Here is a 21,328-nt window from a genome sequence, read left to right as displayed (position 1 = left end):
TGAACCCGCGGCGGTCGAGCGAGGAGCACGACCGTGACCATCCACCTCATCGACCCCTGCGCCGGCACCGCCGGCGCCCCTCCCATCACGAACGGCGCCACCACCAACGGGCCCACCACGAACGGGCCCACCACCACCGTCGGCGGACGCGCGCACGGCGCCGGTGCCGACCTGGGCGCGCACCTCAGCGCGCTGGCGCGCACGAGCACCGGCCAGCCGCTCGGGCGCTACGCGCAGCAGGTGGCCGCCCTCGCCGCCCGGGTGGCGCCCGGCACCGCCGGGGTCGCCGTCCACGTCGTCGAGGACGGCCGGCTCGCGGCGGCGGCAGCCGCCTCGGCGGTGGCCGCGGCCCTCGACGAACGGCAGTACGAGCCGGGCTGGGGCCCCGCGCTGGAGGCCTCGGCCTCCGGGGAGGTCCTGTGCGCGACCTCGACGACCCCGCACCCGGCGCCCTCGACCACTACCCGGCGCTGCTGCGCACCGCCCGCCGCCAGGGCCTCCGGTCCCTCGCCGTCCTCGGGCTGCGGGTCGAGGACCGCCCCGTCGGCACGATCACGCTGTGCGGCCGGGACGGCGGCCTCCTGCGCGACGAGCGGGTCCCGCGGAGCCGGGCCTTCGCGGCGCACGCCGCGGTGGGGCTGGAGGGCGCCCCCCACGCCGCGGCCGTGCGGCTGGCGGAGCAGCTGCAGGAGGCGATGCGCTCGCGCGCCGTCATCGAGCAGGCCAAGGGCGTGCTCATGGCGGTGCACGAGGTGGACGCCGACGAGGCCTTCACGCTCCTGGCGGCGGAGAGCCAGCGCACGAACACCAAGCTGAGGGTCCTCGCCGCCGGTCTGGTGGCCCGGGCGCAGGGGCGCGCCGGCGCCGCGGCGGTGGTCCGGTGAGCCGGGCGACCGCCGCCACGACCTGCTCCTGCGCCGAGGAGTACGCGCGCCGCTGGCCCGACGTGCACCCCGGGGCGTTCGCGGGGGTCCACGACCCGCTGTGCCGCGTGCGCCTGGCCCACCTCGAGGACCAGCGGCGCCAGAACGCCGGCGTCCCGCCGCGGCGGCGCTACGGCACCCGGGGCCCGGAGGCCGCCGGCTGACGAGGCCGGCCGACGTCAGGTGGCAGCCCCTCGTCGTGCTCTACCGCGACGAGAGGCTCCCACCTCAGCGCCTGCGAGGTGGGAGGGCCGGGACGTCAGGGCCGGAAGACCGCGCGCACGCAGCCGTCCTCCTTCTCCTTGAAGAGGCGGTAGCCCTCGACCGACTCCTCGAGCGGCATCGTGTGGGTCGCGAGCGGCGTCGGGTCGATCCGCCCGGCCTGCACGTGCTCGAGCATCGCGGCCATGTGGGTCTGGCCGAACTGCTGCGCCGAGCGGATCGTCAGGCCCTTGTTCGTCACCATCGCCATGGGGAAGGAGTCGGTGAGGCCGTAGACGCCGAGGACGGAGACGACCCCGCCCTTCCGGCACGCCATGATCGCCTCGCGCAGCGGCGTCGCCCGGTCCGTCGAGGCGCGCACGGCCTGCTTGGCCCGGTCGACGACCTGCTGGACGCCCGTCCCGTGCCCCTCCATCCCGACGGCCTCGACGACCGAGTCCGGCCCGCGGCCGCCCGTCATCTCGCGCAGCGCCTCCTGCACGGAGTCGACCGCCGCGTAGTCGACGACCTCCGACCCCTGCGCGCGGGCGAGGTCGAGCCGCTCGGGCAGCCGGTCGACGACGATCGTGCGCCCGGCGCCGAGCGCGCGGGCGCTGGCCGCGGCCATGAGCCCGACGCCGCCCGCCCCGAAGACGGCGACGGTGTCGCCCGGCTGCACGTCGCAGAAGACGGCGCCCGTGTACCCCGTCGCGAGGGCGTCGGAGGCGAAGAGCGCCTGCACGTCCGTGACGTCCTCGGGCACCGTGAAGCAGTTGACGTCGCCGAACGGCACCCGCACGTACTCGGCGTGCGAGCCCTGGTAGCCGCCGAAGGGGTGGGTGTACCCGTAGATGCCGCCGCCCGGGTAGCCGAGGACCGGCTGCTGGAGGGCGGCGTTGGGGTTGGTCGTGTCGCACAGCGACGGCATGCCGCGCGAGCAGTACCAGCACTCCCCGCACGAGACGAAGGACGGCACGGTCACCCGGTCGCCCACCTTCGTGCGGCTCACCTGCGAGCCCACCTCGACGACCTCGCCCATGAACTCGTGGCCGAAGACGTCGCCGGGGCGCATGCCGGGCAGGTAGCCGTCGATGAGGTGGAGGTCCGACCCGCAGGTCACGGTCAGGCCGACCCGCAGGACGACGTCGTGCGGGTTGAGCAGCGTGGGGTCGTCGACGGTCTCGACCGCCAGGTCGTTGACGCCGTTCCAGACGAGGGCGCGCATGTCAGCTCCTGCAGGTCGAGGTGGGGGCGGCGGCGGGCCGGGCCGGGCTGGAGCGCCTCACCGGTCGGCGCTCCGGCCGGCGGGCTGGGGCGTGATCGTCGGAACCTCGCCCGTCATGACCAGGGCCCGGGCGCGGTAGCCGAGGGCCAGGGCCATCGCCCCGGCCGCGAGGTCCGGCACGGGCAGGTCGAGGCGCACGACCTGCTCGGTGCCGAGGTCCTGCGGCGCCTCGCGCAGGACGACGACGAGCTCGCTCGCCGCCTCCGAGCCGTCGTCGGGGTCGCTCCAGCGCAGCACGACGGACGAGCCGGGGAACGCCGTCGACGGGCCGCCCTCCTCGAGCGTCGTGCGCCACGCGACCGGCTCGTCCGAGCCCGGGCGCGCCAGGCGCCACGTCCAGCGGTCGCCGTCGGCCTCGACCGTCCCGGCGTCGCCGAGCGCCTGGCGGACGGCGGCCGGGTCGCGCCACATTGCCGCGACGTCGTCGACGGGCCGCCCGACGGTCAGGGTCTGCTGGGCGCCGGACGAGCGCCGTCCGACGACCTCCCCCACCTTCCCCGCCACGCCCTGGACGGCGCCGCGCACGGCGCTCGTGATGGTGTCCCTCGGTCCGCTCACGGGTCCTCCTCGCGTCCTGGGCACCGGTCGGCGCCCTCGTCGTGCTCCGGTCAGGCGGCCGGGGCCAGCAGGTCCTCGACGGCGTGGGCGCCGCGCAGCGACGAGCGCCCGGCCTCCCACGACGCGAGGAGGTGGTCGCCCGCCACGTCGTCGAGCGCCATGACGACGGACGCCCCGAGCAGGACGTCGTCGGTGCGGTCGGGGTGCTGGCGGGCGAAGCCGCCGGCCAGGTCGTGCGCCGCGATCTGCTCGTGGACGGCGTCGGCCTCGACGTGCTCGTCGAAGAACCACGTCGCGTCGCGGTCGAACCCGAGGCGCCGCATGCCCGCGCCGTAGCGGCGGTTGGGCAGCGACGACGTCATCTCGAAGGCCGCGAGGTGGCCGACGACGGCGCCGACGAGCCGACGGTTGAGGCCGAACAGCGCCATGGCCGTGGAGCTGACGAGCGTGGTCGCCGGCACCTCGTCGACGTAGCCGCCGTAGGTGTCGTCCAGCCCGAGGGCGCGCATCGTGCGGGCGAAGAGCGCCGCGTGCATGCGCTCGGGGCGCCCGCCCCCGTACTCGTCGGCCTGGATCTCCACCATGGCCGCCTTCACCGAGCCCTCGAGGCGCGGGATGGCCCAGGTGTGAGGGTCCGCCTCCTTGAGGTGGTAGACGGACCGGTGGACCATGAGCTCGCGGAAGTGGTCGAGCGTCGCGCGCCGGGCCAGGTGCGTCGACAGCGCGCCGGGCCCCTCCTCGGCCGTGAGCGCGAAGAGGGCCTCGGGCACCTCCGCGGGCGCCACGCCCGTCGGCACCGGGACGACCTCCCGCAGGGCGGCCTCCAGCGCGCCCTCCAGCAGCTGCCGCGCGGCGACGACGTCGAGCTCCCACTCGAAGCGGTCACCGGCGCCGCCGAAGCCGCGGAAGGACAGCTCCTGCAGCGTCCAGAGGGCGAGCTGCAGGTCCTCGTCGCGGAGCACCTCGTCCGCCGCGAGCGCGCGGCGGTCCAGCTCGGCGGCGGTCGTGCGGCGCAGGTCGGCGGGCGTCGTCGGCCCGCCCGCGAGGACGTCGACGACGGCGTCCGAGACCGGCCCCCGGCCGGCGGGCAGCCCGACGGGGACGCCGGTGGAGGCGACGGAGGGGCCTGCGGCGGCCCTCTGGTCGGTCGTGCTGGTCGTGCTGGTCATCTCCGGCTCCCCGGCTCGCGGTGCGTGCCGCCGTCGCTCACGCTCGGGCGGTGGTCTCCTCCTCGCGCCCCCCGCTCGCCCCCGTCCCCGCTGCGCGGGAGCCCGGGGCGGGGCCAGGGGCGCCGACCTCGCAGGACGACGACGCCCTCCCCCCGCCCGCCCGCGACGCCGAGGGCCCCGGGAGGGACGGCGGCGCCACGATCACGGTCTGCCCCGACGGGCCCCTGCTCGTGCGCGGCGACGTCGACATCGTCGGCACGGACGGCGAGCCCGTGGAGCGCCGGCGGAGCACGGTGGCCCTGTGCCGGTGCGGGCGCTCCTCGCTCGCCCCGTACTGCGACGGGAGCCACAAGGTGCGCAAGGGGCCGCGACGAGGCTGAGGCGCGTCGGCGGGGAGCAGGGCCGGGTGCCGGGCGACGTCGCGGCGTGGACGTCGTCGGCCCTGGTCTGGACCTGGGGGCCACCCTGCTCCGGAAGGGTGCGCGCCGCACCCCGAGGCTCGCGAGGGCCGGTCCCGCGGGCGTCCGGGGGCCGCGCCGCCGGTCGGTAGCCTCGCGGGCGGGCGGCCGGCGCCGGGCTGGGCCGCCGCGGAGGACGGGAGAGCGAGCGCGTGCGCGTCGTCTACAACAGCTTCAACGGGCGCTACGCCGACAACCCCCGGGCCGTCCACGAGGCGCTGGTGGCGCGCGGGGACGACGCCGAGCACGTCTGGCTCCTCGACGAGCGGCACCGAGCCGGCTTCCCCGCGGGCGTCACGACCGTCGGCGTCGGCACGCCGGAGGCGGAGGAGGCGCTGAGGCGGGCCGACGTCGTCGTCGCCAACACGCACATGCCGCTGGAGTGGGAGCCCACCCCGGGCTGCACGTACGTCCAGACCTGGCACGGCACCCCGCTCAAGCGGATCCACGGCGACGCGCACACCCAGTACGACGACGACCTCATGGCCCGCCTGCAGGCCGAGGTGGACCGGTGGAGCTGCCTCGTCGGCCCGGGCGCCGCCGGCAGCGAGCTGCTGCGCAGCGCCTTCCGCTACTCCGGGCCCGTGCTGAGCACGGGGTACCCGCGCAACGACGTCCTCCACGCGCCCGACGCCGGCGAGCGCCGCGCCGCCGTCCGGGCCCGCCTGGGGCTCGCGGACGGCGAGAAGGCCGTGCTCTACGCCCCCACGTGGCGCGACGACGAGGACCTCCTCGAGCCGGGCGTCCCCCTCGGCCTCGACGCGGCCCGCCTCGCCGACCACCTCGGCGAGGGCTGGCGGGTCCTCATGCGGCTGCACTACTTCGTGCAGCGCGTCCCGGGCGTCGAGCACGAGCGGGTCCTCGACGTGGGCGCCCACCCCGACATCGCGGACCTCTACCTGGCGGCCGACGCCTTCGTCACCGACTACTCGTCGTCGCTCTTCGACGTCGCCCCGACGAGCCTGCCGGTGCTCCTCTACGCCTACGACCTCGAGCACTACCGCGACCGGCTGCGCGGCTTCTACCTCGACCTGGACGAGGAGTCGCCGGGGCCCGTCCTGCGCACGCAGGACGCGCTGGAGGAGGCGCTGTCCGCGCTGCCGGCCGTCACCGACGCCTGGGCGCAGCGCCGCGCCGCCTTCGTGGAGCGCTGGTGCCCCTCCGACGACGGCGGCGCGACGGCCCGGCTCCTCGAGGCGGCGCGGCTGTGAGCGGCCGTCCGCCCGGACCGGAGCGGTCGGTGGGGCTGGCCGCCCGCCTGCCGCGGGGCGTCGGCCTGCCGGACCGGCCCCTGCCGCCGTCGGGGCTCGGCGCCCGGCGCACCGCCGACGGCCTCGCCGTCACCGCCCTCGGCAGCGGCACCTGCCCGGCCTACCCCGTCGGCGTCGAGCTGCAGAGGGGGGCGGGCGTGCGGGGGCGCGACCGGGTGCGCGTCGTCCTCGACGACGCCCACCCCGGGCAGCCGTGCACCCGCGACCTCGTGCCGACCACCCACGTCGTCGCGCTCCCCGAGGGGGCGCCGCCGGCGGGGCACCTCGAGGTGCTCGTCGTGCTCGGCGACGTCGAGGAGGTCGCCGTCGTCCACTGACGACGGCCGCCGGGGGTCCTCGACCGAGATGCACGACGGCGCCCGCCCCCCTCGGGGGACGACGCCGTCGGTCGTGCGTGCCTGCGACCGTCAGGCCGCGCTGCTCCGCGTCAGCGGGCCTGGGCCGCCGCGGCCTGCTCGGCCTCGTGCTGCGCCAGGGCCTCGGCGTAGCGCTGCTTGACCTCGTCCATGTCGAGGCCGCGCAGCTGGCCGATGAGGTCCTCCAGCGCCGGCTGCGGCAGGGCGCCGGGCTGGCTGAACACGGGGATGCCGTCGCGGTAGGCCACCAGCGTCGGGATCGACGTGATGCCGTACCGCGCCGCCAGCTCCTGCTCGGCCTCGGTGTCCACCTTCGCGAAGGTGATGTCCTCGTTGGCCTCGGAGGCCTTCTCGTACACCGGCGCGAAGCTGCGGCACGGGCCGCACCACTCCGCCCAGAAGTCGATGAGGACGATGCCGTCCTTGACGGTCTCGTCGTGCTGGTCCAGCGTCAGCTCGCGCGTCGTCATGGTGCGGTCAACCAGCTCCCCGGCGCGCGTGTTCCCCGCGCGGTCGGGCGGGGGACCGACAGCACGATCCGGTCACGACCAGTCGCTCGTTCACGACATCGATGGACAGGACGGGCACGGTGGGGCGCATGACCCTCCCCCCGCAGACCCTCTACTGCGTGCGGTGCGCCGACGTCGCCGTCCGCGACGCCTCCGCGCCGGAGCGCGACGGCGACCGGCCCGACCAGGTGCACTTCGAGGCCACCGGGCCGGGCGACGTCGCCGAGGTGCGCCCCGGCGTCTGGTCGGTGAGCCGCGCGGCCGTGCTGCGCGACGGGCACGGCCTGTGCCTGGGCTGCGCGGCCGCGACCGCGCCGCCGCGCTGACGGCACGCTGCGCCCTCGGCGGGCTCCGGGTGCCGGTCCGGGGCGACGTCGGCGCGAGCCCGGTCTCCGCGAAGGGCTCCAGTCCCGGGCCCCCGTGGTCGATGCTGGACCCGCCAGCCGGTGCCCGGTCCTCGACCACCCCGCACCGGTCCCGGCCCGTTGAGCAGCAGCGGCCCCGGGCGTCCCGCGCCTGCGCGCGGACGGGTCCGTTCCACCATCCGGGGACGCCATGACCACCGAGCGCACCTCCCGACCGCCCACCACGCCCCCGTGGGCCCGCCCTGTGACCGCCCCCCTGACCGGTCTCGGCGACGACGACGACGCCGACGGCTGGTCCGCTGCCGAGCGCGCGGGCGTCCAGCGGGTCCTCGACCGCGTGCGCGCCCACCTCGGCACCGAGATCGCGTGGGTCTCCGAGTTCACGGGGGCCTCGGCGGACGGGTCGACGGGCGGCCAGGGCGACGGGGCGCGGGGCGGTCCCGGGGGCGCGGCGGGGGGCGCCCGCCAGCTGCTGCGCGCCGGCAGCGGCGACCTGCCGTCGATGCGGGTCGCGGTCGGCGGCGGCACGAGCCTGGAGGGCTCCTTCTGCGTGCGCGTGCTCTCGGGCGCCCTGCCGCCCGTGGTGCCCGACGCCCGGCGCCACCCCGTGGCGCGCGACCTCGCCGTCACCGAGGAGCTCGGCATCGGCTCCTACGTCGGGGCGCCCGTCCGCGGCGCCGACGGCACGCCCGTCGGGATGCTGTGCTGCCTCAGCCGGCACCCCGACCCCTCGCTCGACGCCGCGGCCGCCCGGGTCGCCGCGCTCGCGGCCGACCTCGTCGCCGACGTCCTCGCCTCGCCGGAGGCCGTCGCGAGGCGCGAGCGCGCCCGGCGCGACGCGCGCATCACCGGCGTGCTCGAGCGCGGCGCCCTGCGCACCGTCTTCCACCCCGTCGTGCGGGTCGCCGACCGCAGCGCCGTCGGCTACGAGGCCCTCACGCGGGTCGAGGACCCGGCCTTCCCCGGCCCGGCGCACGCCTTCGCCGCGGCCACCGCCGCCGGCGTCGGGGTCGAGCTGGAGCTGCTCGCGGCGCGCCGGGCGCTCGACCACCTCGACCGGGTGCCGCCCGGGGCCTGGACCGGCGTCAACCTGTCGGCCGAGGCGCTCCTCGACCCGCGGGCGCTGGAGCTGCTGCTGCCCCTGGGGCACCGGCGGGTCGCCGTCGAGCTGACCGAGCACACGCAGGTCCCGGACTACGACCGGCTCACCGCGGTCACCGACCGGCTCCGCGCCGCCCGCCTGCTGCTCGTCGTCGACGACGCGGGAGCCGGGTACGCCAGCCTCCGCCACGTCCTGCGCCTGCGGCCCGACGTCATCAAGCTCGACCTCGAGGTCGTGCGCGGCGTCGATGTCGACCCCGTCCACCGGGCCATGACCCGCTCGATGGTCGGCTTCGCCGCCGAGGCGGGCGCCGCGCTCGTCGCCGAGGGCGTCGAGACGGAGTCCGAGCACGCGGCGCTGGCCGCCCTCGGCGTCGGCCACGCCCAGGGGTACCTCTACGGGCGCCCGGGGCGGCTGCCCGGGGACGACGAGGGCTGCGCCGTCCCCCCGCCCCGACCCGCGGGCTGAGCGGGCGCGGGGCCGCTCCGGCGGCGCGGTGGCGTCAGAACCAGGTGCGCCCGAGCACGGCGGCGGACGGGTCGTGCAGGAGCGCGCCGAGCCGCCGGGCCGCTCCTGGAGTGCGCTCGTCGACGTCCCCGGCCGCGACGTGGCCGGCGAGCGGCACCTGCCCGAGGACGACCGAGCCCAAGACCGCGACGGGCAGGACGACGTCGGGCTCGGCCGCCGTCGCCTCGACGGCGGCCGAGCCGTCGTCGCCCACCTCGAGGCGCCAGCGGCCGCCGGCGAGGCCCGCGTCGTCGTGGACCTCGAGCACGCAGGCGCCGGCGGTGGCGTACCGGCGGGCGGTGAGCGCCGCCGGGACGTCGAGGACCCGGACCCAGTGGAAGTCGCTGCGCTCGTGCTGCCGGGCGACCCGCTCGTCGACGAGCAGGTGCGGCAGCGGCTCGTGGGGCGAGCGGAAGGCCGCGCTCGCGCCCACGACGAGGTCGAGGTCCGCGAGGTGGCGCCACAGCGCCGTCGTCGCGTCGGGCGAGTCGGCGAGGAGGTCCAGCACCTCGGCGGTCGTGGCCGGGCGCCGCGCCTCCTCCCGCTCGACGGCGCGGTAGCGCAGCACCCCCACGACGCGTCCCGCGTCGTCGCGGGCGACGACGGCCGGGCGCTGCAGGTGCGGTTCCGTGCCGCTGCCGTCGTCCTCCAGCCCGAGGGCCAGGCGCCACCAGCGGGGGTCGCGCGGCGTGGCGCCCGGCGAGCGGGCGGCCAGCCGGTCGTGCAGCGGGACGACGAGGTCGACGAGGTCGGCGTCCTCCGCCAGCTCGAGCGAGACCCGCCCCGCGCGCACCGGGTCGTCGCGGAAGCGCGCCGCCCGCCCGTCGAGGGTCCAGCGGCAGGCCTCGGTGGCCGCGCCGAAGCCGAAACGGCCGTAGATCGGCGCCTCGGCGGCGATGAGGACGGCGAGCGCGTCGCCCCGCTCGCGCGCCTCGCGCAGGTCGGTGGCCATGAGGCTGCTCAGGAGCCCCCGGCGCCGGTGGGTGGCCGCCACGACGACGGAGCTGACGGCCTCGGCCCGCGCGACCCCTCCCGGGACGGGCAGGTCGACGCCGTAGGAGCGGAAGGTGGCGACGACGCGGCCCGCGTCCACCGCCACACGGCGCCGGTGGCCGGCCATGGCGCGCCGTCGCGACTCGACCGCCGCGGGCGTGGCCCGCCGCGCCTCGAGGAAGCCGCGGCGCCCCAGGGCCACCCACTGCTCGTGCTCGTCCTCGTGCATGTCGCGGAGCTCGAGCCCGTCCGCGCGCCGCCCGACCTGGTCGCCGCTCACGGCGGCGACGCTAGCGACCCGGGCGCCGGGCGGGCCCCGTCCCGTCACGGGGGCCGCGGCGCTCGTCCCCACCCGGGGATATGTTTCGACGCTCAACTAGGCCGTTCGGGGGGCGCCGGCGCGCCGGCGGGGTGGAGCGTGCCGCGGGTGGTCAGGCGGTGCGTCCCGACGGCCGACGGAGCACGAGACATCCTCGACGACAGGAGCACCCGTGTTCGGCAGGCCCGCCACCCCCGCCCCCCGCCTCCGCGAGGAGGTGGAGGCCTACCAGGCCGACGTCGCCGCGCTGATCGACGTCGTGCGCGCCGTCACCGAGGCCCGGAGCCCGCACGAGGCCGTGCAGGCCGCCCTGGACGCGGTGCGGGAGCGCTTCGGCTGGGCCTACGCCTCCTACTGGGCGCTCGACCGGGCCGGCGGCGTCCTGCGCTTCGCCCAGGAGTCCGGTGACGCCGGCGCGGAGTTCCGCCAGGTCACCCGTGACGCCACCTTCGCCGAGGGCGTGGGCCTGTCCGGGAGGGCGTGGCGCCGCCGCGAGCTCGTGTTCGTCGCCGACCTCGCCGAGCTCAGCGACTGCGTGCGCGCCGGCGCGGCCGGACGGGCCGGGGTCCGCAGCGGCATCTGCTTCCCCGTCGTCGAGGGCGGCGAGGTGGTCGGCACGATGGACTTCTTCAGCACCCACGTCCTCACCCCGTGCGAGGGCCGCCTCGCCGTCCTGCGCTCGGTCGCCCTGCTGGTCTCCGGAGCCCTGGCCCGCCTGCACGAGGCCGTCCGGCAGGAGAAGGCCGCCCAGGACGTCGACGCCGTCTCCACCGTCCTGCGCGAGCTCACCACGGCGACCAGCGAGGACCAGGCCCTGCGGGTGGCGCTCGACACCATCCGCCGCGACTTCGACTGGCAGTACGGCTCCTTCTGGCGCCTCGACGAGAGCGCGCAGGTCCTGCGCTTCGCCACCGAGTCCGGCGACGCCGGCGCCGAGTTCCGCCGCGTCACCCTCGAGGCCTCCTTCGCCCGCGGCGTCGGCCTGTCCGGGCGCGCCTGGGAGCGCGGCGACCTCGTCTTCGTCGAGGACCTCGGCGACCTCACCGACTGCGTCCGCGCCCCCGCCGCCCAGCGCGCCGGCGTGAAGTCCGGGGTCTGCCTGCCCATCACCGTCGGCGGGCGCCTCATCGGCACGATGGACTTCTTCGCCACCCGCACCCTGCTGATGGCCGACAGCCGCATGAGCGCCCTGCGCAACACCGCCTTCCTCGTCGGCCAGGCCCTCGAGCGCTTCGCCGCCGAGGACCGCCTCCAGACCGCGGGCGAGGAGCTGCTCACCTCCATCAGCGAGGTCGAGCGAGGCGTCCTGTCGGCGACCGACGTCGCCTCCCGCTCCGGGGCGCTGACCGACAGCGCCAACGAGCAGGTCGAGGCCCTCGGCCGGGCCAGCGCCGAGATCCACGACGTCGTCGCGACCATCGCCGCGATCGCCGCCCAGACCAAGCTGCTGGCCCTCAACGCCACGATCGAGGCCGCCCGCGCCGGGCAGGCCGGCCGGGGCTTCGCCGTCGTCGCCGGCGAGGTCAAGGGCCTGTCCGGGGAGACCGAGCAGGCCACGCGCGAGGTCGACGCCCGCGTCCAGTCCATCCAGGCCCGCGTCGACGACGTCACGATCTCGCTGTCGCAGATCAGCGCCGCGGTCGCCGAGATCAACGACGTCCAGACCATGATCGGCGGCGTCCTGACCGAGCAGCTCGCCGTGACCCGCGCGATCCTCGGGTGAGCGGCTCGGACGACGGCGCCGGCGGCGCCGGCCCGACGCCCGGTCGTCCGACCCGACCGGTCCCCGCGCCCCGCGGCCCCTCCGACCGGGCAGCCGCAGCAACGGCGACCTGGGCGCGCCTGGCCGCCGGGAACGCCCGCTGGGCCGCAGGTGGCAGCGACGCCGGCCCCGCCCGGTCGCCGCACAGCTGGACGCGGCTGGTCCACGCCCAGTCCCCCGTGGCCGCCGTCCTCGCCTGCTCCGACTCCCGGGTGCCCGTCGAGCTCGTCCTCGACCAGGGCCCCGGGGACCTCTTCGTCGTCCGCACCGCCGGGCACGCGCTCGACACGACCGTCCTGGCGTCCCTGGACTACGCCGTCAGCCAGCTCCACGTGCCCCTGCTCGTCGTCATGGGCCACCACGGCTGCGGCGCCCTCGCCGCCGCCACCGCCGTCCTGGAGGGCGCACCGGCCCCCGGCGGCCACCTCGGCGACCTCGTCGCCGCGCTCGTCCCGGCCGTCGACCGCGCCCGGCTCGACGGCATGAGCCACCCCCACCAGGTCAGCGCCCACCACGCGGCGAGCACGGCGGACCTCCTGCTGCGCAGGTCGCCCGTCATCCACGCCGCCCACGACAGCGGGACCACCGACGTCGTCGCGATCACCTACGCCCTCGCCGACGGGCGGACCACGCCGGCGAGGGCGTGCGCGCCCGGCGGGGACCTCGGCGCGCCCGTCCTCCCAGCACGGAGCAGAGCTCAAGGACGCGGCGAGGGACGCCGATGGCGCCCGGGTGAGGTGTGGGGTGGAGGCGCTCACCGGTCCTGACGCGGGCGCAGGCACCTGGGGGGCCGGTCGCACGGCCCGACCGGGGAGTCGTCGCGGGCGGGTCGGCCGCCGTGGGTGAGCGAGCCGCACGACGGACCGCCACCGGTCGGTCGAGCGGCGCCGGTGCCGCCCGGAGGTGGAGCTGGTCGCAGGCGTGGGCTCGGACGCACGAGGTCGCGATCCCCAGGGCGATCGCTGCGTCGATGGGCATCTTCTACTCGGCCGGTGGTCTGGCGGTGGCGGCCGTCGCACTGCTGGGCGCCCCGTGGGGCGTCCTCGGTGGTGGGCCGACGAGCGAGGGGTCGGCGGACAGCGGGTCAGGCCGCTGGCTCCTGCTGGCGGTGGCGCTCGTCGCGGTCTGCGTGGGTGGCGCCGTCACCGCGTGGCGTGACCGGCTCACCCACCGGTGGGCGCACGTGCTGGCCACCGGCGGGACAGGCCTCATCACCACCGCGGTGCTCGCGGCCCCGAGCCCCGGGTCAGCGCTGGTGCTCGCCGCGCTCTACGGGTTCGTCGTGATCGAGAGCGTCGCGGTCTTCTCCCTCCGCTACTCCACGCCCCAGGTGCTGGGCAGCGTGCTGGCCGCCGCCGCCGGCCTGTCCAGCCGGCAGGGCGTCGCGCTCGGTGAGGTGCTCGTGGTGGTGGTCGCGCTGCTCGCCACCGCCGCCGTGGTGGGCGTCCTGGCCCGCGAGGCCTCCGACGCGCGGGTGGACGACCTGACCGGGCTGCCCAACCGACGCGGTCTCGACGAGGCGTTCGAGGTCGCCGAGGCCGCTGCTGCGCGCGCCGGGCTCCCGCTGGCGGTCGGGCTCCTGGACCTCGACGGTTTCGGGTCGGTCAACGACGAGCTGGGCCACGAGGCCGGGGACCGGCTGCTGCGGGAGACCGCTCGAGCGTGGCGCGCCGCCCTGCCGGCCGACGTCACTCTGGCCCGCCTGGGCGGTGACGAGTTCGCGGTCCTGCTGCCCGGCCGCAGCGCCGCCGACGCCGCCGCCCTGCTCGGTGACCTGTGCGCCGACGCGCGGCGCCCCGCCTCCGCCGGTGTGGCCGACACGACGCCCGAGGAGTCCAGGACCGACGCGCTGCGCCGCGCCGACACCGCGATGTACCACGTCAAGGCCACCGGCCGGGGCCGGTGCGCGGTCGTCGGGCGCGACCTGCCCGACCCGCGCGGGAGCACCGCTCTGGTCGCGGACCTGGCGTCCGCGCTGCGCAGCGACGGGCTGGACGTCGTCTACCAACCCATCCGCGCCACCCCGGCGACGACCGGCTTCACCGCCGCGCAGGTCCCGCTCGTGGGCGCCGAGGCCCTCGTCCGCTGGACCCACCCCGTCCACGGCACGATCGGCCCGGACGTCTTCGTCCCCCTGGCCGAGCGCGCAGGCCTCATCGGCCAGCTCGGCCAGCACGTCCTGCGCCGCGCGTGCCAGGACTTCGCCGCCCTCCCCGACGCGGCCGCGCGCCGGTTGCGCGTCGGCGTCAACGTCTCCGGGCTCGAGCTGGCGGACCCCACCTACCCGGGCCTGGTCCACCAGGTGCTGCAGGACTCGGGCTGGCCCGCCGAGCTGCTGATCCTCGAGGTCACCGAGTCGGCCGTGGAGGCCGACTCCGCGGCAGCCCTGACCACGCTGCACGAGCTCACCCGCCTGGGGGTGGAGCTGGCCGTCGACGACTTCGGGACGGGGTTCTCCGCGCTCGGCCGCCTGGACGACATCGGCGCCCAGTACCTCAAGCTCGACGCCAGCCTCACCGCCACCGTGCACACGTCGCCCCGCAGGGCCCGGCTGGTGCGCGCCGCCGCGGCGATGGCCCGCTCCCTGGACATGACGCTGGTCGCCGAGGGCGTCGAGACCATCGAGCAGGCCCACGTCCTGGCCGCCCTGGGGTGCCCCCTCCTGCAGGGCTACCACCTCGGCCGCCCGGGACCGCTCGAGTCCCTCGCCCGGCGCATCGACGCCGAAGCCACCCACCCCCTGCACACGCCCCTGCCGCTCCTGGGACCACCACCGGCCCCGGCCCCCCGGCCGCGCACGCCCGGCCGGGCACGACCCGAGCCCCTCGCCACCCCCGCGCCAGCCCCGCCCGGGCGCTGAGAGCCCCGAGCGCCGTCCTGGCCGGACAGCCCGCCGTCACCCGCGGTCCGCGGGTGACCTCCCGGCCGGCCACCCCGAACCCGGCCCGCCGTGACGGGAGCCGCTGCGCCGCAGCGGCTCCCGTCACGGTGCGCCCGAGCCCTCACCGACCGTGTTGTCGGCGTCGGTCGCGCTCACTAACGTGAGCCGCGATCCGGCGCTCCCAAGACCCCGCTGCGCCTGCCGATGTCCCGCACCGCTCACCGCGGAAGACCGGGTTCGCACCCCCCTTCGACAGGAGCTGCCATGCGCATCCCCCTCCGCCCACGCGCCCGCGTCGGCCTCGCCGCCGCCTCGGCCCTCGTGGTCGCCGCCGGCCTCACCGCCTGCGGCGCCGGCTCGCGCACCGGGGCCGAGACCGCCGCCCAGGTGGACTGCCCGGTCGAGGTCGACTCGCCGACCACCGTGAACGTCCTGGCCTACAACTCCTCGGCCATCGACCCGTACACGAACGCGATGGTCCGCAGCTGCACCGAGGGCGACCTCACCGTGGCGCACGAGCCCATCGACTTCGCCGGCCAGACGCAGCGCACGACGGCGACCCTGGCGGGCGAGGAGGGCACGTACGACGTCCTCGAGACCTACGGCTACATCATCCCGCAGCTCGCCGCGGACGAGTCGCTCGTCCCCCTCGACGACCTCGTCGACACCTACGGCGAGCAGTACGACCTCGGTGCCCTCAACGAGGGCATGCGCGAGGCGATGAGCTACGACGGCTCGCTGTACGCCATCCCCATGCAGGCGCAGATGTTCCTCATGGCCTACCGGCAGGACGTCTTCGACGACCTCGGCCTCGAGCCGCCGACGACCTTCGAGGAGCTCCGCCAGGTCTCGCAGGCCATCCAGGACGCGGGCGACTTCGAGTACCCGCTCGCCCTGCCGTGGCTGGCCAGCGGCGACATCACCACCGCCTACGACGCGGCCCTGGGCTCCCTCGGCGTCGACTACGTCGACCCCGAGACCATGACGCCGAACTTCGACACCCCCGAGGCCGCCCAGGCCCTCGAGGAGATGCAGTCGCTGGTGCCGTTCATGGACCCGCAGGTGACGACGTTCGACCAGCCCGCCGTGCAGCAGCAGATGTACAACGGCGACGCCGCCATCGCCATCATGTTCTCGGGCCGCATGAGCGACCTGGCCGACGAGGACAACACGCAGTACGCGGCCGACTTCGGCTTCGCCCCGCCGCCCTCGGTGGAGGCGGACGGCCCGCAGTTCAGCGCGCTGTCGGTCGACGGCTGGTCGATCCCGGCCAACTCCGCGGTCGACGACGACGTCCTCTTCCAGGTCATCGCCACGTCGGTGTCCGAGGACGCCTCCGAGGCCTCGCTGCCGGCGGCCTACCCGGCCCGCGACGGCGTCGCCGACAGCTCGGACTCGCCGATCATCGCGGCGGCCAGCGAGGCCATCGACAACGCCCCGCCGGCCGAGCCCTTCCCGTGGACCGCGCCCATCTCCAACGAGACGCGGCCCGTCATCGCCGAGGTCGTCCTCGGGCAGACCTCCGTCGAGGACGCGACGGCGCGCATGCAGCAGATCGCCACGGACGTCCTGGCGCAGTACTCCTGAGCCCTCCGCGGGGGCCGGGCCGGCAGCGGCCGGTCCGGCCCCCGCGGTGAGCCCGGAGGCGGTGCCCGCACCGCCTCCTCCGCGTCGCGGCACCACCCGCCGGCGCCGCGCCCTCCCTCCCGAGCCGCACCTCCGGGCTCTCCTCCCGGGCTCCCCTCCCGGGCCGGCGTCACGGCCCCGAGCCCCTTCCGTCGCCCAGGAGCCGCTGTGCGCAGACGTGACTACGCCCTGCTCGTGAGCCCGAGCGTCCTCGTGATGTTCGCGCTGCTCGTCGTCCCGCTGTACCGGACGGTCGAGTGGAGCTTCCAGCGGGTGCGCTACGGCCAGCCGGGCACCTTCGTCGGCCTGGACAACTACCGCGAGGCCTTCTCGGACCCGCGGTTCCTCTCCGCCGTGTCCTTCACCGTCGTCATCACGCTGACGACGGTGACGGTGCTCGTGCTCGGCGGCTACGTGCTCGCCGTCCTCGTGAACCGCCTGGGCCGCCGCACCCGCCCCGTCGTGCTCGGCCTGCTGCTCGTGCCCTACGTCGTGCCCGGGCTCGTCGGCGGCACGATGTTCTCCTGGTTGTTCAACGACAACTTCGGCGGCGTCGTCAACCAGCTGATCCGCGCTCTGGGCCTGCCGCAGGTGCTGTGGTTCACCGAGACGTGGGCCAACCGCGGCCTCGTCGGGGCCTCGGTGGTCTGGTTCCTGCTGCCCTTCGCGATGCTCGTCATGCTCGCGGGCCTGCAGGGGGTGCCGACGGAGCTGCTCGAGTCGGCGCGCATGGACGGCGCCGGCACGCTCCGCACCCACTGGAGCGTCATCGCCCCGAGCATCCGCGGGGTCATCGGCTTCGTCGCCCTCATCTGCATCATGGACGTGCTCCGCCTCTTCGACCAGCTCATCCCGCTGTCGCCGCAGGCCGTGCAGATCGGCAACGAGTCGCTCGTGCTCTACATCTACAACCAGGCCTTCCTCGACGGCGGCCAGCGCCTCGGGCTCGGCAGCGCGATGAACGTCCTCCTCATCGTCCTCATCGTCATCATGCTGCTGCCCTTCATCCGCGACACCGCACGAGAGGGGCGCAACGCGTGAGCGACCAGAGCACCGTCGACCCGGAGGCCGCCGAGCGGCCCACGACGACCCGCGGCGCGGACGCCGGGCGGGGCGAGCTGTACCGCCGGCCCCGCGGGCCGCGCACCTCGCGCATCGGCGGCGTCGTCGCGGGCGTCGTCCTCGCCGTCGTGTGCGTCGTCATGCTGAGCCCGGTGCTGTGGACGGCCTTCTCGGTCATCAAGCCGACGAGCGTGGCCTTCCTCAACCCGCCGACGTTCACCTTCACCCCGACGTTCGACGCCTTCGTCAACCTCTGGCAGACGACGAACTTCTACCAGTACCTCATCAACACGGCCTTCGTCGCCGTCATCTCGACGGCCATCGCCCTCGTCATCGGGCTCCCGGCCGCCTACGCCCTCTCCCGGTCCCCGAGCTGGGTCTCGGTGGCCCTGCTCGTGGCGGCGCTCGTCTTCCGCGCGCTGCCGCGCACCGCCGTCGTGCTGCCGATGTACGAGATCGCGCGGACGCTCGGCATCTACGACACGCGGATCGCCCTGGCGCTGGCGCTCGTCGCCATCAACCAGCCGTTCTCCATCTGGCTGCTGCGCAACTTCTTCGCGGCCATCCCGCGGGAGATCGACGAGGCGGCCATGATCGACGGCTGCACGCGCCTGTCGCTGCTGCGCCGGGTGATCATCCCGCTCATGGGCCCGGGCATCATCACGGCGGCGCTCTTCATGTTCCTCTTCGCCTTCCAGGAGTACCTGACGGCGGTCGTGCTGACCGACGTCAACAGCGCCACGGTGCCCGTCTTCATCGCCACCCAGCTCGGCCAGACGCTGCCGCTGCTCCAGCAGGCCGGCGCGGCCTCGCTGCTGCTGACGCTGCCCGTGTTCGTCTTCGCGTTCATCGCCCAGCGCTACCTCATCGCCGGGCTCAACGCGGGGTCGGTCAAGGGCTGAGGCCGGGCCGCTCGACGTCCGGCACGGCCCGACGTCGGGCGGGCCGGACGTCGGGCGGGCCGGACGTCGGGCGGGAGCGGCCTCAGGCGAGACGCGCGACGGCCCCCAGCTGCTCGGCCATGGCGGCCGCCTCGGACGTGGCACCCGCCACGGCCTGCTGGGCCTGGGCGGTCGCGGCGGACTGCTCGTCGACGGCCGCCGCGATGGTCGCCTGCGCGGCCACCACGCCGCCGACGACGTCCTGGATGCCCTCGAGCGTCCGGGCGGCCGCCGCCACGTCACCGCGGACGGTGTCCACCACCGCGCTGATGCGCTCGGTGGCGCGCGAGGTCTCCTGCGCCAGCTCCTTCACCTCGCCGGCGACGACGGCGAAGCCGCGACCGGCGGACCCGGCGCGGGCGGCCTCGATGGTCGCGTTGAGGGCGAGCAGGTTCGTCTGGCCGGCGATGGCGCCGATCGCCGTCGCCATCTGGTCGATCTGGCCGATGGTCGCGGTGAGCCGGGCCACCGCGGCCGCGCTCTCGCGGGCCTCCTCGTCCGCGCGGCGCGCGGTGGTCGTGGCGCTCGACGCGGCCCGGCTGATCTCGTCGATGGCCTGCTGGAGCCCGCCCATGACGGTCCCGGCGACGGCGACGTCCTGGCTGAGGCGCGTGCCGCCCTCCTGCAGCGCGACGAGGCGGCCGCGCAGCGCGTCCGCCCGCTCGTGGCGGGCCCGCAGGGCCTCGGCCTCCTGCTCGGCCGCGCGCAGGCGCTCCTCACCGAGCTGGGCGTGCACGGCCGCCTCGGAGCGGTGGCGCTCCGCGGCGCGCTCGGCCTCGGCGCGGCGGGCCGCCTCGGCGGCCTCGGTGTACTTCCAGCCGTAGGCGAGGAAGACGCCCTCGGCGAGGACGAAGACGGCGTGGAGCAGCGCGAAGCGCACGGGGTGCTCGAGGGCCGCCGGGGTGGTGAAGACGGCCGCGGGCATCCAGACGCCCATGACGGCGTGGTGGACGGCGACGAAGACCACGGCCAGCACGAACGGCACCCACTGCTGGTACAGCGCCACGGCGGCCAGGAGCACGTAGAACCAGATGTGGAGGTCGGTGAGGCCGCCGCCGACGTGGACGAGCACGCCGGCGCAGACCATGAGGCCGAGCCCGACGGCGCCGGCGCGGACGGGCTGGCGCCGGTCGGCCCGTGCCAGGGCGGCGAGCGCGAGGACGGCGACGAGCTGCACGCCGACGACGACCGCGCCCGCGGTCATCCCGCCGGCCGCTCCGCCGTGGTGCCCGGCTCCCCCGTGCGCCGACCGCAGGTGCCACACCGCCAGCACGGCGAGGACGGGCACGTGCGCGACGAGCAGCCACCACAGCATCGCGTGCCGGGCGGCGAAGGCGCTGTCGTCGAGGGCGCCCCCGCGCGGGAGGCCCAGCACGCCGGCGCGGTGGTCGGGAGCGGTCTCGGGCATGCCCTTCCTGTCGGCCGGTACCCGGCCGGGCCTGAGCCGCTCCGCAGGTCGGGTCGGCACTCGCGCCGCAGCGCTCCCGGGCGGCGGGCGCCACCCGTCCGCAGCAGCGGCGCGGCCGGCGGTCAGCGCTCGGGCGCCCGCCCGGCCGTCGCGGACTCCCCCACCAGGGCCGCCGCGAAGGCGGCCCCCTCGCGCGTCGCGCCGCCGGAGACGTACGACGCGTGCCCGCCGACGAGGGTGGGCTCGAAGCGGCCGCAGACGTCGTCGAGGGTGGCGCAGTAGTCGCGCGAGCGGCCGCTCAGCTCGGGCACGAGCTCGTCGAGCGACAGGCCGAGGCTGCCCAGCGGGTTGCCGAAGACGACCACCGCGGCGACGCGGTCGGCGTCCGCGGCGGGCACGGCCCGGCCGCCCTCGCGGCCGGACGCCCGCGCCGCGGCGAGGCTGACGACGGCGGCGCCGAGCGACATGCCGCTGACGACGACCTGCGTGCCGGGGCACTCGTCGATCCGGCGCTCGACGTGGGCGGCGAGGTCCGCGGCGCCCTGCTCGACGCTCTCGCGGGTCTGCTCCGCGCTGTAGGCGACGGCGTGCGTCGTCGTCGTGCGGCCGGGCAGGGCGGCCGCGAGCTCCCGCGCGAAGGAGCGGCCGACGCCGCCGAGCCCCGGGGCCTCCCCCGTGCCACGGGCGACGACGACCTCGACGTCGGCGCAGGGAGGCGCGGCGGCCGCAGCGGGGCCTGCGCCGACGACTTCGGCGGCGAGCACGCTCGCGGCCAGGGCGGCGGTCGCCGCGAGGGCCGTGCGGCGCCGGCGCACGACGACGGTCGGTCGGGAGGCGGCAGGAGAGGGGTGCACGGGGACCTCGGCGGGGTGTCGACCACGAGGGCACCGGACGGCGCCGATCGGACGATACGGCGCAGACCGGACGCCCGCGTGCCTCTTCTCTGCGCGGTCCTGACGGTGGCGCCGGTACCGCGCGTGCGTCACCAGACGGTGACGGCTCCGCACCCCGGATCGACCGGCGCCATGGGTGCGCGGCGTCAGGGACGGAGCCGGCGGCAGGGCCTGCACGCTCGAGCCACCACCAGGCTGGCGAGCGGGCTCCTCACCTCTCGTCTCCCGCAGGCCAGGCTCGCACTGCTCCACATGCCGGACGTTGGCCGGGACCGGTCTCCGGGCGGTTCAGCGGGACGCAGCCCGCTGACCACTGCGCCTGCGGCGGCGTGGCCTGCGTCGTCCCCGGTCGAGGGTCGCCTGCTGGGACGGCGGCCAGACCGTGTCCCGGCCGGTCGCGACATCGAGGCTGCAGCCACCGCGGCGGCCCTCCGTGACTGCGACCTCGACGTCGTCGCCGAGATGGAGGTCGTGGTCACGGATCCGCTCGACGAGTGACCGCGACCTCCATCTCGCGCTGAGCGCGGGAGTGGAGGAGCGGCGGCGAGCCGTCCCCGGCGCCACCCCTCAGCACGGCCTGTCCGGTCGAGGATCGACAGCGGGACGCTGTCCGGCCAGCGATCGCTCTCCGGTCAACCACGTGCGCTGACCTCATCACGACGGTGCGCGATGGCTCCTGCCACCTGTGCGCCTGCCAGGACGACCCAACCGACCGCTGCTGCGACGACCGACGCAACCA

At 76.4% G+C, this 21,328-nt stretch carries 20 protein-coding genes; 13 read left to right on the top strand and 7 right to left on the bottom strand.

Translation table 11 applies throughout. The annotated features are described in order from the left end of the window. The first annotated feature begins 419 nt into the window (after nucleotides 1-419). Both WDV85_RS11690 and WDV85_RS11685 read left to right on the top strand, forming a co-directional pair. A complete protein-coding gene (locus tag WDV85_RS11690) occupies nucleotides 420-884 on the top strand; it encodes an ANTAR domain-containing protein (RefSeq protein WP_339570773.1) in 465 nt (154 codons plus the stop codon). Continuing rightward, a complete protein-coding gene (locus tag WDV85_RS11685) occupies nucleotides 881-1,087 on the top strand; it encodes a hypothetical protein (protein WP_339570772.1) in 207 nt (68 codons plus the stop codon). The genes WDV85_RS11690 and WDV85_RS11685 overlap by 4 nt, the downstream gene beginning before the upstream one ends. 95 nt (nucleotides 1,088-1,182) lie before the next feature. On the opposite strand, the gene WDV85_RS11680 is transcribed toward WDV85_RS11685, so the two are convergent. Genes WDV85_RS11680 through WDV85_RS11670 form a run of 3 tightly spaced genes read right to left on the bottom strand, consistent with a single transcriptional unit; the run spans nucleotide 1,183 to nucleotide 4,136 of the window. Beyond that, the gene (locus tag WDV85_RS11680) at nucleotides 1,183-2,349 is read right to left on the bottom strand and encodes a zinc-dependent alcohol dehydrogenase (protein ID WP_339570771.1); all 1,167 of its coding nucleotides are present in this window, start codon (nucleotides 2,347-2,349) and stop codon (nucleotides 1,183-1,185) included. Between the two features lie 57 nt (nucleotides 2,350-2,406). Beyond that, complete coding sequence (locus tag WDV85_RS11675; protein WP_339570770.1) at nucleotides 2,407-2,967, bottom strand: hypothetical protein; 561 nt, start codon at nucleotides 2,965-2,967, stop codon at nucleotides 2,407-2,409. A gap of 50 nt (nucleotides 2,968-3,017) precedes the next feature. After that, entirely contained in the window at nucleotides 3,018-4,136 is a 1,119-nt protein-coding gene (locus WDV85_RS11670) for an iron-containing redox enzyme family protein (RefSeq protein ID WP_339570769.1), read from the bottom strand. Between the two features lie 200 nt (nucleotides 4,137-4,336). On the opposite strand from WDV85_RS11670, the gene WDV85_RS17160 reads away from it, so the two are divergent. The 3 genes from WDV85_RS17160 to WDV85_RS11655 all read left to right on the top strand — a co-directional run bounded on the left by WDV85_RS17160 (nucleotide 4,337) and on the right by WDV85_RS11655 (nucleotide 6,182). Beyond that, a complete protein-coding gene (locus tag WDV85_RS17160) occupies nucleotides 4,337-4,516 on the top strand; it encodes a CDGSH iron-sulfur domain-containing protein (RefSeq protein ID WP_363326093.1) in 180 nt (59 codons plus the stop codon). Nucleotides 4,517-4,746: 230 nt separating this feature from the next. Continuing rightward, on the top strand, nucleotides 4,747-5,805 hold the full coding sequence (locus WDV85_RS11660) for a CDP-glycerol glycerophosphotransferase family protein (protein ID WP_339570767.1): 1,059 nt from the start codon (nucleotides 4,747-4,749) through the stop codon (nucleotides 5,803-5,805). Further along, complete coding sequence (locus tag WDV85_RS11655) at nucleotides 5,802-6,182, top strand: hypothetical protein (RefSeq protein WP_339570766.1); 381 nt, start codon at nucleotides 5,802-5,804, stop codon at nucleotides 6,180-6,182. Before WDV85_RS11660 ends, WDV85_RS11655 begins: the two co-directional genes overlap by 4 nt. 110 nt (nucleotides 6,183-6,292) lie before the next feature. Here the strand turns inward: WDV85_RS11655 and trxA are convergent, their stop codons facing one another. Next, nucleotides 6,293-6,691, bottom strand: a complete 399-nt coding sequence (gene trxA, locus WDV85_RS11650) for a thioredoxin (protein ID WP_339570765.1) — start codon at nucleotides 6,689-6,691, stop codon at nucleotides 6,293-6,295. Nucleotides 6,692-6,819: 128 nt separating this feature from the next. Between trxA and WDV85_RS11645 the strand changes: the two genes are divergently transcribed. Next, complete coding sequence (locus WDV85_RS11645) at nucleotides 6,820-7,056, top strand: hypothetical protein (RefSeq protein WP_339570764.1); 237 nt, start codon at nucleotides 6,820-6,822, stop codon at nucleotides 7,054-7,056. 283 nt (nucleotides 7,057-7,339) lie between these two features. After that, nucleotides 7,340-8,665 carry an EAL domain-containing protein gene (locus WDV85_RS11640; protein ID WP_339570763.1) on the top strand — a complete coding sequence of 442 codons (1,326 nt, stop codon included), beginning with the start codon at nucleotides 7,340-7,342 and terminating at the stop codon, nucleotides 8,663-8,665. Between the two features lie 34 nt (nucleotides 8,666-8,699). Here WDV85_RS11640 and WDV85_RS11635 read toward each other — a convergent pair whose 3' ends face one another. Beyond that, nucleotides 8,700-9,977 (bottom strand): GNAT family N-acetyltransferase, encoded by a 1,278-nt coding sequence (locus tag WDV85_RS11635; RefSeq protein WP_339570762.1) that lies wholly within the window; start codon nucleotides 9,975-9,977, stop codon nucleotides 8,700-8,702. 211 nt (nucleotides 9,978-10,188) lie between these two features. On the opposite strand from WDV85_RS11635, the gene WDV85_RS11630 reads away from it, so the two are divergent. The 6 genes from WDV85_RS11630 (at nucleotide 10,189) to WDV85_RS11605 (ending at nucleotide 18,249) form a co-directional block, all read left to right on the top strand. Further along, on the top strand, nucleotides 10,189-11,739 hold the full coding sequence (locus WDV85_RS11630) for a GAF domain-containing protein (protein ID WP_339570761.1): 1,551 nt from the start codon (nucleotides 10,189-10,191) through the stop codon (nucleotides 11,737-11,739). Then, on the top strand, nucleotides 11,736-12,545 hold the full coding sequence (locus WDV85_RS11625) for a carbonic anhydrase (protein WP_339570760.1): 810 nt from the start codon (nucleotides 11,736-11,738) through the stop codon (nucleotides 12,543-12,545). The genes WDV85_RS11630 and WDV85_RS11625 overlap by 4 nt, the downstream gene beginning before the upstream one ends. A gap of 203 nt (nucleotides 12,546-12,748) precedes the next feature. Continuing rightward, nucleotides 12,749-14,638, top strand: coding sequence for a putative bifunctional diguanylate cyclase/phosphodiesterase (locus WDV85_RS11620; protein WP_339570759.1), 1,890 nt, complete (start codon nucleotides 12,749-12,751; stop codon nucleotides 14,636-14,638). 285 nt (nucleotides 14,639-14,923) lie between these two features. After that, entirely contained in the window at nucleotides 14,924-16,246 is a 1,323-nt protein-coding gene (locus WDV85_RS11615; RefSeq protein WP_339570758.1) for an ABC transporter substrate-binding protein, read from the top strand. Between the two features lie 207 nt (nucleotides 16,247-16,453). Continuing rightward, on the top strand, nucleotides 16,454-17,326 hold the full coding sequence (locus tag WDV85_RS11610; protein ID WP_339570757.1) for a carbohydrate ABC transporter permease: 873 nt from the start codon (nucleotides 16,454-16,456) through the stop codon (nucleotides 17,324-17,326). After that, nucleotides 17,323-18,249 carry a carbohydrate ABC transporter permease gene (locus WDV85_RS11605; protein WP_339570756.1) on the top strand — a complete coding sequence of 309 codons (927 nt, stop codon included), beginning with the start codon at nucleotides 17,323-17,325 and terminating at the stop codon, nucleotides 18,247-18,249. Before WDV85_RS11610 ends, WDV85_RS11605 begins: the two co-directional genes overlap by 4 nt. Before the next feature lie 82 nt (nucleotides 18,250-18,331). On the opposite strand, the gene WDV85_RS11600 is transcribed toward WDV85_RS11605, so the two are convergent. Both WDV85_RS11600 and WDV85_RS11595 read right to left on the bottom strand, forming a co-directional pair. Then, on the bottom strand, nucleotides 18,332-19,696 hold the full coding sequence (locus WDV85_RS11600) for a methyl-accepting chemotaxis protein (RefSeq protein WP_339570755.1): 1,365 nt from the start codon (nucleotides 19,694-19,696) through the stop codon (nucleotides 18,332-18,334). 122 nt (nucleotides 19,697-19,818) lie between these two features. Continuing rightward, nucleotides 19,819-20,550 carry a cutinase family protein gene (locus WDV85_RS11595; RefSeq protein ID WP_339570754.1) on the bottom strand — a complete coding sequence of 244 codons (732 nt, stop codon included), beginning with the start codon at nucleotides 20,548-20,550 and terminating at the stop codon, nucleotides 19,819-19,821. Nucleotides 20,551-21,328 lie beyond the last annotated feature (778 nt).

The organism is Pseudokineococcus sp. 5B2Z-1 (assembly GCF_037482305.1).
Lineage (GTDB): Bacteria > Actinomycetota > Actinomycetes > Actinomycetales > Quadrisphaeraceae > Pseudokineococcus.
This window is presented reverse-complemented; position numbering and strand designations above follow the sequence as displayed.